8 protein-coding genes are annotated in these 11,775 nt (G+C 30.0%); 7 read left to right on the top strand and 1 reads right to left on the bottom strand.

Going from position 1 to position 11,775, the window contains the following annotated elements; translation table 11 throughout:
* The first annotated feature begins 19 nt into the window (after positions 1-19).
* From arcC to msrB, 5 genes are all read left to right on the top strand, one after another.
* Complete coding sequence (gene arcC, locus HCG70_RS14260; protein WP_221697897.1) at positions 20-976, top strand: carbamate kinase; 957 nt, start codon at positions 20-22, stop codon at positions 974-976.
* 81 nt (positions 977-1,057) lie between these two features.
* The gene (ssnA, locus tag HCG70_RS14265; RefSeq protein WP_042400427.1) at positions 1,058-2,392 is read left to right on the top strand and encodes a putative aminohydrolase SsnA; all 1,335 of its coding nucleotides are present in this window, start codon (positions 1,058-1,060) and stop codon (positions 2,390-2,392) included.
* Positions 2,393-2,472: 80 nt separating this feature from the next.
* On the top strand, positions 2,473-5,022 hold the full coding sequence (xdh, locus tag HCG70_RS14270) for a selenium-dependent xanthine dehydrogenase (protein ID WP_042400424.1): 2,550 nt from the start codon (positions 2,473-2,475) through the stop codon (positions 5,020-5,022).
* A gap of 308 nt (positions 5,023-5,330) precedes the next feature.
* Positions 5,331-6,077: a hypothetical protein gene (locus HCG70_RS14275; RefSeq protein WP_221697898.1), complete on the top strand. Its 747-nt coding sequence runs from the start codon at positions 5,331-5,333 to the stop codon at positions 6,075-6,077.
* A 40-nt stretch (positions 6,078-6,117) separates the two neighbouring features.
* Positions 6,118-7,074 (top strand): peptide-methionine (R)-S-oxide reductase MsrB, encoded by a 957-nt coding sequence (gene msrB, locus HCG70_RS14280; RefSeq protein WP_156327493.1) that lies wholly within the window; start codon positions 6,118-6,120, stop codon positions 7,072-7,074.
* 92 nt (positions 7,075-7,166) lie between these two features.
* Here the strand turns inward: msrB and alr are convergent, their stop codons facing one another.
* Positions 7,167-8,327 (bottom strand): alanine racemase, encoded by a 1,161-nt coding sequence (gene alr, locus HCG70_RS14285; protein ID WP_042400418.1) that lies wholly within the window; start codon positions 8,325-8,327, stop codon positions 7,167-7,169.
* Between the two features lie 225 nt (positions 8,328-8,552).
* Between alr and HCG70_RS14290 the strand changes: the two genes are divergently transcribed.
* The gene (locus tag HCG70_RS14290) at positions 8,553-9,788 is read left to right on the top strand and encodes a U32 family peptidase (protein WP_055292025.1); all 1,236 of its coding nucleotides are present in this window, start codon (positions 8,553-8,555) and stop codon (positions 9,786-9,788) included.
* Positions 9,789-9,914: 126 nt separating this feature from the next.
* Entirely contained in the window at positions 9,915-11,267 is a 1,353-nt protein-coding gene (locus HCG70_RS14295) for an MATE family efflux transporter (RefSeq protein WP_221697899.1), read from the top strand.
* Positions 11,268-11,775: the final 508 nt, after the last annotated feature.

Consider the following 11,775-nt stretch of genomic DNA (forward strand, 5'->3'; position numbering starts at 1 on the left):
AGTAAAGGTGGTGAATATAATGAAAAAAAGGATAGTTATTGCGCTAGGTGGAAATGCATTAGGGGATACATTAGAAGCGCAAATGATAGCAGTAAAATCAACAGCTAAAGCAATAGTTGACTTAATTGAAGAAGGGGATGAGGTAATTATATCTCATGGAAATGGTCCTCAAGTTGGGATGATTAATAGTGCAATGACTGAATTTCATAAAACAAATATGAAATATTCTATATGTCCAATGTCAGTGTGCGTAGCAATGAGCCAAGGATATATAGGGTATGACTTACAGAATGCAATAAGGGAAGAGTTATTAAATAGAAATATAAATAAAGGTGTAGCAACTATAATTACCCAAGTTGAAGTTGATGAAAGAGACAAAGCATTTGAAAATCCAACTAAGCCAATAGGCGCCTTTATGACTAAAAAGGAAGCAGATAGCATTGTAAAAGAGGGTAAGAAGGTTATAGAAGATAGTGGTAGAGGATATAGAAGAGTTATAGCATCACCTAAACCTATTCGAATAGTAGAAATTGAAACGATAAAAGCGCTAATAGAAAATAATCAAGTTGTAATAGCTTGTGGAGGTGGAGGTATTCCTGTAATTTCTAAAGGCAATCATTTAAAGGGGGTTGGAGCTGTAGTTGATAAAGATTATGCAAGTGCGGTTTTAGCAAAAGAAATAAATGCTGATTGTTTAGTTATTCTAACTGCGGTAGAAAAGGTTGCAATAAATTTTGGAAAAAAGGATGAGCAGTGGTTAAATGAAGTAAATGTTAATGAAATGAAGTTATTTCTTAAGAGCGGGTATTTTGCTCCTGGGTCTATGAAGCCTAAAGTAGAGGCTGCAATAGAATTTGTAGAATCAAGAAAAGATAGATATTCAATAATTACTTTATTGGAAAAGGCTAAAGAAGGAGTTTTAGGTAAAACAGGAACTAGAATTGTTAATTTTAGTACAAAAGTAAAAGCAGATTAATAGAAGCGTAAAGAAGTTATGATAAGTATGTGGAAATAACTGAAAAATAAAGTGGAGTATGTAAAGAAGGTGGGTATAGGTATGATTTTAATTGGAAATGGAAGGGTTATTACAAATGATGAAAATGAAAGAATTATAGAAAATGGATGTATTGTTATTGAGGGGAATACAATTAAAGAGGTTGGTGATACATCATTAATTAAATGTAAGTATGAAGATAATGAACATGAGTATATAGATGCAGAGGGTAAGATTATTATGCCAGGTATGATAAATACTCACCATCATATATATAGTGAATTTGCAAGGGGACTAGACTTTAAAAATGAGAAGCTACAGTCATTTACTGATATATTGAAAAATGTTTGGTGGAAGCTTGATAAGAAGCTAACATTAGAAGATTTAAGATATAGTGCATATACAGCATTTATTGAATGTATTAAAAATGGAGTTACAACAGTTTTTGATCATAATTCAAGCCCTATGAGTATAAGTGGAAGTTTACCTACGATTTCTAATGTTGCAGATGAATTAGGAATTAGAGGATGTTATTGTTATGAAGTTTCAGATAGAGATGGAAATAGGGTTTTAGATCTTGCGATTAAAGAAAATATTGATTTTATAAAGTATGCAGAAAAGAAACAAGATGATATGACTAAAGGCATGTTTGGAATGCACGCGGCTTTTACATTAAGTGATGGAACTTTAAATAAATGTGTTAAGGCCATGGAAGGTATTGATACAGGGTATCACATTCATGTTGCAGAAGGAAAAGAAGACTTAGAAAACAGTTTGAAATTATATAAAAAGAGAATAGTAAAAAGATTAGATGATTTCGGTATATTAGGAGAAAAGACTATTGCAGCTCATTGTTTATATATAGATGATGAAGAATTAGATATATTGAAAGATACAAAAACTATGGTTGTTAACAATCCAGAGTCTAATATGGCTAATGGAGTAGGGGTCGCGGCTATTAAGAGTATGTTAGATAAAGAGATAGTATTAGGAATTGGGACAGATGGATATACAAGTGATATTTTTGAGTCAATGAAGGTAGAAAATCTTATTAACAAATACCATTTTGGTGACTATAATAGTGGATTTATGGAAACTAAACAAATGGCATTAAAAAATAATATTAAAATTGCTTCAAGATTTTTTGAGAAACCACTAGGGGTATTAAAGAAGGGAGCGTATGCAGATCTAATCATTGTAGATTATAAGCCATTTACTCCTATGAATAAGAATAATTATTTTGGACACGTATTGTTCGGAATTTCAGGAAAATCTGTTGATACAACTATAATTAATGGAAAAGTTGTTATGAAAGATAGGAAGATAGTTAGTATTGATGAAGAAAAGATTTGTAGAGAATCAATCAATATTGCAGAAAAGCTTTGGAAGAGGATATAGGAGGAAAAATAATGGAGGTAGCGAGATTCAGAGCTAAGCATGAATATATTATGCTTGAGATTTGCTAATCGAATAAAAATATGGTTAGTTTTTTTCTAAATGGTCAACTTAAGTGGATAAGTGAAGAAGAAAAGTTAATAAAGTATTTAAGAGAAAATGAGAACTTAGTTTCTGTAAAAAATGGATGTAATGAAGGGGCTTGTGGTGCATGCATGGTTCTAATTGATGGTAAGGCAACAAAATCATGCATTGTAAAGGGTAAAAAACTTGAAGGAAAAAATGTAATAACGATAGAAGGATTAAGTCAGAAGTATAGGAAAGCATTTGCATATGCTTTTACTAAAGCTGGTGCGGTTCAGTGTGGATTTTGTATACCAGGAATGGTTATAAGTGCAGTAGGATTATTTAATAAAACATTAAATCCTTCATTAAATGATGTGAAGAAGGCACTTGTTGGAAATATATGCAGATGTACAGGATATAAAAAAATCGAAGAAGCAATATTAATGGTAGCTGAAATAATAAGAGATAATAAAGAAATTCCATTAACTAAATGCAAAGGACTAATAGGAGATTCGTTGGGAAAAGTAGATGCTGAAAATAAGGTATTAGCCTTAGATGGATACTGTGATGATTTGAAGATTAAGGGAATGTTATATGGGGTAGCACTTAGGCCTAAATATCCTAGAATTCTAATAAAAAATATTGATTATAACGAGGCTTTACAGATAAAAGGAGTAATTAAAGTAGTAACAGCTAAAGATATACCAGGAAATAGATTTTGTGGGCATTTAAAAAAAGATTGGCCAGCATTAATTGATATAGGTGAGGAAACTAGATATATTGGTGATGCAATAGCGTTAATTGCAGCTGAAAGCGAAGAGATTGCAAGAAAAGCAATGGGGTTGATTAAAGTTGATTTTGAAAAATTGAAACCAATAACTTCGCCGAATGAGGCTTTAGAAAAAGATGCACCAAAACTTCATAGTGACGGTAATGTTTTAGCAAGAGAGATTTTGAAAAGAGGAAATGTAGATGAAGCATTAAAAAAATCTAAATTTATTGTTAATAATAAATATTCCGTCCCTTTTACTGAACATGCTTTTTTAGAACCGGAATCAGCACTTGCTATACCTACAGATAGTGAATTAATAGTTTATACAGGTACTCAATCTGTTTATGATGATTTAAGAGAAATTTCATCTTTGTTAGGAGTTGATATAGATAAAATTAGAGTTGTTTCAAAGTATGTTGGAGGCGGTTTTGGTGGTAAGGAAGATATGAGTTGTCAACATCATACAGCACTTCTTGCTTATTTAACTGGAAAACCAGTAAAAATGACTTTAACTAGGGCTGAAAGCATTAATGTTCATCCTAAGAGACATGCTATGGAAATGGAATTTACTACAGCTTGTGATGAAAATGGAATATTAACAGCCATGAAAGCAAAGATAATTGCAGATACTGGTGCTTATGCATCTTTAGGAGGACCTGTGTTACAAAGAGCGTGTACTCATGCTGCAGGGCCATATAATTATCAAAATTCAGAGGTTGAAGGAATTGCAGTATATACTAATAATCCACCGGCAGGTGCGTTTAGAGGATTTGGAGTTACTGAATCAGCATTTGCAACTGAATCTAATATAAATAAACTTGCGGAATTAGTTGGTATATCTCCGTGGGAAATAAGATGGAGAAATGCAATAGAAGCAGGTCAGGAATTACCAAATGGGCAAATAGCAGATAGTGATACTGCATTTAAAGATACTTTACTTGCTGTTAAAGATGAATATTATAAAAGTGAATTTGCTGGAATAGCTTGTGCATTTAAAAATTCTGGAATAGGTGTAGGGTTACCTGATATAGGAAGGACTATTTTAGAAGTACAAAATGGGAAAATAATAATAAGAACGTCTGCAGCTTGTATGGGACAAGGAGTAGGAACAACAATGACTCAAATTGTTTGTGAGGTATTAAATATAGATGCAAATAGTGTAGTTTGGATACAGCCGGATACGAAAAGGACTCCTGACGCAGGAACATCAACGGCTTCAAGACAGACTTTATTTACAGGAGAAGCTACTAGAATAGCAGCATTAAAGTTAAAAGCAGCTATTAAAGGAAATGACTTAAATTCAGTTAATGGACAAGAGTTTTATGGTGAGTATTATGGTAAAACCGATAAAATGGGAAGTGAAAAAAATAATCCTATAAGTCATGTTGCTTATGGATATGCAACACAAGTTGTAATTTTAAATAAAGATGGAAGTTTGAAAAAGGTTATTGCAGCTCATGATGTTGGAAAGGCAATTAATCCTTTGAATGTTGAAGGGCAGATTGAAGGAGGAGTTGTTATGGGACTTGGATATGCATTAACTGAAGATTATCCATTAAAGGAGAGTATTCCAACTGCAAAGTTTGGAACTTTAGGGTTGTTCAGATCAACTATGGTTCCTGAAATAGTACCAATTATTGTTGAGAAGAGTACTTCGAAATTAGCTTTTGGAGCAAAAGGTGTTGGCGAAATTACTTGTATTCCAACAGCTCCTGCAGTTCAAAATGCATATTATAAATTGGATGGCATCTTTAGAACTAAGTTACCACTAAAAAATACGTTTTATAGAAAATAATGAAGTATTAACTGAAATTATTATTTTTTATTAAAATATATATTAAATTTAGTTAAGTAAATTTACTGATTAGATAGATGTAATGATATTAAATTAATACAAAACAATAAAAAAGTTAAATATTTAGACATATGATATCAGAAAAGATATTGTATGTCTTTTTTTGAATGAATAATAGAAATAAAATACATAATCTAATTTATAATAATTTACTTGTATTTGAAATATGTATTTACATTAAATAAAGGTATATAGTATATATTAATATTAATATTAATTATGCAATTTAATATATAAATGAGGTAATTATGAAAAAGACATTATACGAGTATAAAGATAAAATAAAAAAACTACCTATAAAAGATAAGTATTTAAAAAATGAAATATTAATTGAAGACTTTCTTATTGATAAGGAAAATAATATAGAAATATATTATGCACCACATAATGAATATCTAAATCCTAAAGCGAAAATTTTTATAGTTGGAATAACACCAGGGTTTCAGCAAATGAGCACAGCTATATCAACAGCAAGAAAATGGTTAGAGGTTAGTGATGATATTGAAGAAATACAATATAAATGCAAATCAGAGGCTAGATTTAGCGGAAGCTTAAGAAAAAATATAATTTCTATGTTAGATGAAATAGAACTTAATAGGGTTTTGAGTTTAAATAGTTGTGAAGAGTTATTTGGAGACAGCGATGTTTTATTACACACAATATCGCTAATACCTTATCCTGTGTTTGTAAAGAAGGAAAATTATACAGGTCATACACCTAAATTAATAAAAAGTGATTTTTTAATGAAATATATATATAATAATTTTATTAATGAGTTTAAAAAGCTAAATGAACCAGAAAAAGTATTATTAATACCGTTAGGTAAAGCTGTTGAAGAAGTATTGATAAGGCTTCAACAAGATGGGATTATTAAAGAAAATCAAATACTGTTAGGATTTCCCCATCCGTCAGGAGCCAATGTAAATAGAGTTATTCAATTGGAGAAAAATAAAGAAAATATGATTAAATTTATTAAGAAGCATTTTAATATATAAAGTGGTTTAGAATTAATATTTCACATGGAGGGTAATAAGTATGAGTAAGATAAAGAAAGCTATTTTTGCTGGAGGGTGTTTTTGGTGTATGGTTAAGCCCTTTGATTCATATGATGGTGTAAAAAGTGTTATAGTAGGTTATACAGGTGGAAATATAGCAAATCCAACATATGAGCAGGTTTGTAGGATGGAAACTGGACATTATGAAGCTGTGGAAGTAACATATGACGAAGATATTATAAAATATATAGAGTTAGTAGAAGCCTTTTTTATGAGCATAGATCCTACTGATGAAGGAGGACAATTTAATGATAGAGGAAGAAGTTATGAAACTGCTATATTTTATTGTGATGAAGAGCAGAGAAGAGTTGCAGAAGATTATAAGTTAAAATTAAATGAAAGTGGGATGTTTAACAAACCAATAGCAGTAAAGATACTAAAAGCTAAAGAATTTTATAAAGCAGAAGAATATCATCAAGATTATTACAAGAAAAATCCTTTTAGATATAAAGCTTATTATGTAGGGTCAGGTAGAAAGCAATTTATAGAGGAAGCTTGGAAGCTTTCAAGTAAAAGGAAAAGTGAGCTTAAAGATATATTAACACCTCTTCAGTATAAAGTTACTCAAGAAAATGGAACGGAACCACCTTTTGATAACGAATATGATGATAATTTTGAAGAGGGAATATATGTTGATATTGTAAGTGGAAAACCTTTATTTTCTTCAAAAGATAAATTTAACTCAGGATGCGGTTGGCCTGCATTTTCAAAGCCAATAAATAAAGGGTATATTAAGGAAAAGCAAGATTTTAGTCATGGAATGTTTAGAACAGAAGTAAGAAGCACACACTCAGATTCGCATTTAGGGCATGTTTTTACAGATGGACCAAGCGAATTGGGCGGATTAAGATATTGTATAAACTCTGCATCATTAAAATTTATTCATAAGAATAAAATGGAAGAGTTAGGATATGGAGAATATATAAAAAAATTATAAGGGCTTATATATTAAAAAAGTATGTAGATATTAGGATTACTACATACTTTTTATAGTTATATAAATTGTGAATAAAGTTTAACTTAAGGCTTTTATACATTATTTTTAACATCGAAAATTTTACCATCTTTAATATAAACCCTAGGAACTCTTTTCTTTAAAAGACAAAGTACTTCATAATTAATGCTGTCACAACATTTGGCAAGATCATCTGCATCAAATTTAATATTATCAGTTTTTCCAAGTAAAATTACTTCATCTCCACTTTTAACATTTCCGATATCTGTAATATCAATCATAAATTGATCCATGCAAATATTGCCTACTATAGGAGCAAGTTTACCATTAACAATTACTTTAGCTTCGTACTTTAATTTTCTGATATATCCATCAGCATATCCTATAGGAATAGTAGCAATTATACTTTTTCTAGTTGTTTTATAAGTTCTATTATATCCAATATACATGCCTTGCTCTAATTCTTTGACGTGAGCAATTCTGGCTTTTAAAGTTAAAGCAGGTTGTATTGATAAATTTTCTTTATTTACTTCATTTGATGGATAATATCCATAAAGTATAATTCCAGCTCTTACTGAATCTAAGTAGGTATTTGGCATATCTATTATTGCTCCACTATTAGAGGCGTGTTTTAAAGGTATGTTTATTCCTACTTCGGTAAGTTTTTCAATAAAGCTGCTTATTTGATTAAATTGATAATGAGTATAGTCTTTATCTTTTTCATCAGCACTAGAAAAATGGGTAAATATACCAACGACATCTAATCCCTTTAATGAGCAAATTTCACAAACTTGATTAAAGCTTTCTTGAGAAGGTAAAAACCCGATTCTACCCATTCCAGTATCTAAAGCTATATGAACTTTTGCTTTTTTATTAAGTGTTAATGCTAAATCAGATAATTCTTTTGCATAATCTAAATCGTAAATTGTTTGTTCTATATCATAATTAATTAGTTCTTCACCTAAATATAAAGGGGTATAACCAAGAATCATTATAGGTGCAGTAATATTATTATTTCTTAGTTCGATGGCTTCTGTAAGCATAGCAACAGCTAATCTAGAGGCTCCGTTTTCTAAAAGAACAGGTGCAACATCCAAGGCTCCATGTCCGTAACAGTCTGCTTTAACAACAGCCATTACTTCTTTATCGCCAGCTAATTTTTTTATATTTCTCATATTATTTGCAATTATATCTAAATCTATTTCAGCCCATACAGGTCTCATTATCTTATCCATTATCACACCTCGAATTTATTTACATCTTTACTATTATTGTAATAAAAAAAAGCTAAAATGATAAGTACCACTGCATATATAAATTTTAACAATAGTGGCACTATAATAGTTAATAGTTAATAGTTAATTCTTAACTGAAAAAAGTGTTTTGCATTTTTTGCACATTGTTTATTAAGATAAAAAATGATATTATAAGTAAAAATCTAAATAGAAGGATGAGATATAATGTCAATAAAATATAAAAAGCCAGAGCTTTTAGCACCAGCTGGAAGCCTTGAGAAATTAAAAATTGCATTTCAATATGGTGCAGATGCTGTATATTTTGGAGGTGAAGCCTTTTCTTTAAGAGCTGCAGCTCAAAACTTTACTTTTGAAGAGATTAAAGAGGGTGCAGAATTAGCTCATAGCTTAGGAAAGAAGATATATTGCACAGTAAATGTAATGCCAAGAAATGAAGGAATAGAAAAGTTACCTGAATTTTTAAAAAGTCTTGAAGAAGCAAAGGTAGATGCGGTATTAGTATCAGATCTTGGAGTATTTAGAACTGTTCAAAAGCATACTAATTTACCGATACATATTAGTACTCAAGCCAATACAGTAAATTATGAAGGGTGTAATATGTGGCATGATTTAGGAGCAGAACGTGTAGTTTTAGCTAGAGAGTGCTCATTAAAAGAAATAAAAGAAATTAGACAACATATTCCAGAAGAATTAGAATTAGAAGTCTTTGTACATGGAGCAATGTGTATGTCATATTCAGGAAGATGTTTATTATCAAGTTATATGACAGGAAGAGATTCGAATAGAGGTGCATGTGCGCAGAGCTGTAGATGGAAATATTCATTAGTAGAAGAAAAGAGACCAAACCAATATTTCCCTATTGAAGAAGATCAACATGGTACATATATAATGAATTCAAAGGATTTATGTATGATAGAGCATTTACCAGAACTTTTAGAAGCAGGTATATCATCATTAAAGATAGAAGGAAGAAATAAAAGTGAATATTATGTTGCTATAGTTGTGAATGCATATAGAAAGGCTATAGATTTATATTATGAAGACCCAGAAAATTATAAGTTACCTAAAGAATTAAGAGATGAGATGTACAAAGTTAGCCATAGAGAATATAATACTGGGTTCTTCTTTAGTGAACCTAAAAGTGATGCAATAATTTATCATACAAATGATCATGTTAGAGAATATGATGTTGTTGCTATAGTACATGAGTATGATGAAGAAACTCAAATTGCATTATGTAAACAAAGAAATAAATTCATAAAGGGAGATAAAGTAGAAATATTAACTCCTGGTGAATTTGGAGAAAGCTTTGTGGTTGAAGAAATTTATAATGAAGATGGAGAAGCTATAGATGGATGTCCACATCCAGGAATGATGTGTAAAGTTAAAGTGCCATTTAAAGTTGGTAAAAATAGCTTTATAAGAAAAGAGTTAGTGTAAATAAGTTGTTTGTAAGATAGAGATTGTTTTGTGCTAAATAAAATAGTCTCTATCTTTTTTTTAATAAAAAGATATGGTATTATTATGTAATTTATGAATGTATAATTTATGGGAGGAGGTGTGTGGATGAAAAATAAGGATAAAAATTTATTAATTCAATTATTTATTATTGCGATACCGATAGCAATACAAAATCTTATTAATGTAGGCGTAAGTGTTACAGATACATTGATGATTGGAAATATAGATGAGTTGCAGTTAGCAGGAATTTCACAAGCAAATCAACCGTATTTTATTTTTACCACTTTAATATTTGGACTAGCATCAGGATCTATGGTTTTAAATTCGCAGTATTGGGGGAAGAGAGATATCGAATCAATAAAAACTATAATGGGGTTGATGATGAGGATTGCAATTGTTGGAGGATTAATAGCATCTTTGGTAGTACTCATTTTTCCAAAAGAGGTTGTATCAGTTTTTACTAATGAAAAAGTAGTAATTGAATATGGAGCTATGTATTTAAGAATAGTGGGTTTCTCATATGTATTCTCTGCATTTACAGGAGTATATTTAATGGGGCTTAGAAGTATACAAAATGTAAATGTATCCATGTGTATTTATGGATTTTCATTTATATTAAATGTATTTTTAAATTATATATTAATATTTGGGCACTTGGGGATGCCTAGGTTGGAGATTATAGGAGCTGCACTGGCAACTTTAATAAGTAGAGTATTTGAAAGTATATTAGTAGTTATATATATGTATGGAATTGAAAAACAAATTAAGTATAAATTAAGTGATGTTTTTAGAAGGACATCTATGTATTGGAAACATATTGTTAGATATAGCCTACCAGTATTATTAAGCGAAATTAATTGGGGGTTAGGTATATCTGTTCAAGCAGCTATTATTGGAAGATTGGGTGCAAGTGTAATTGCAGCAAATAGTTTTATAAGTGTGCTTCAACAGTTAGCAGGTATTGCAATTATGGGATTTGGCGGAGGTGCTGCTATTATAGTAGGGAATTTAATTGGAGAAGGAAAAGAACGTGAAGAACAAGTATTGAACTTTTCTAAATTACTAGTTAAGCTTAGTTTTTTCTTAGGGATAATTATTGCTATTGGTATTATAGCAATTAGGCCAATAGCACCAAGTTTTATAAAAGTTTCCAAAGAGACAGCTGAATTAATTAAAAATATGTTATATGTTTCTGCATTTTTATTGTTATTTCAATCAGTAACAGTTACAACATTGGCCGGTGTATTAAGAGGTGCTGGTGATACTGTGTTTTGTGCAATAAATGATATTGTTACTTTATGGGGGTTAAAAATAGTATTAGGGACTATTTGTGCATTTGCATTAAAATTTAATCCTGTTTTAGTATATTTAATTTTATCTAGTGATGAGTTTTTTAAAGCTTTAGTGACTATTCCAAGAGTTTGGAAGGGAAAATGGATTCATTATACAACTGTTTAGTGAAAATTACGTATTAATAGAATTTATAAAATGAAGATGTATCAAACTTTAGGGTAATATGAATATTTTTAAGTGAAAATGGGTATTTATATTAATAAGATATCTTGATACGTCTATTATTTTATAATATTAGTATAAATTATTCTTAAACTTATCCTAGTGTATCAATATTAGAATAAGAAAGAAAATGATATAAAATGATAGAATAAAGAGTTTAATTCTAGAATTTAGCTGAATTATATATTTTGTTTTAAATAATACATGGTAGTATTAGATACATCGCTGAGGGCAGAAAAACAATATGTTTATATGCTAGTAGTAAGCGAAAAATTTCTTAAAGAAAAATGTTGAAAGTTTTTTAAAAAAATGTTGACATGAATCGGCAAGAATGATAAGATAAGAAAGTCGCTTTGGTGCGACAGAGTAAATGGTCTTTGAAAATTGAACAGAATATAGTTAAAGTAAACCAGCAATTCTTTTGAGAGTCTTAAAACAAAGACTCAAAGTA

This window comes from Clostridium sp. K04, from assembly GCF_019734375.1.
Taxonomy (GTDB): domain Bacteria; phylum Bacillota; class Clostridia; order Clostridiales; family Clostridiaceae; genus Clostridium; species Clostridium saudiense.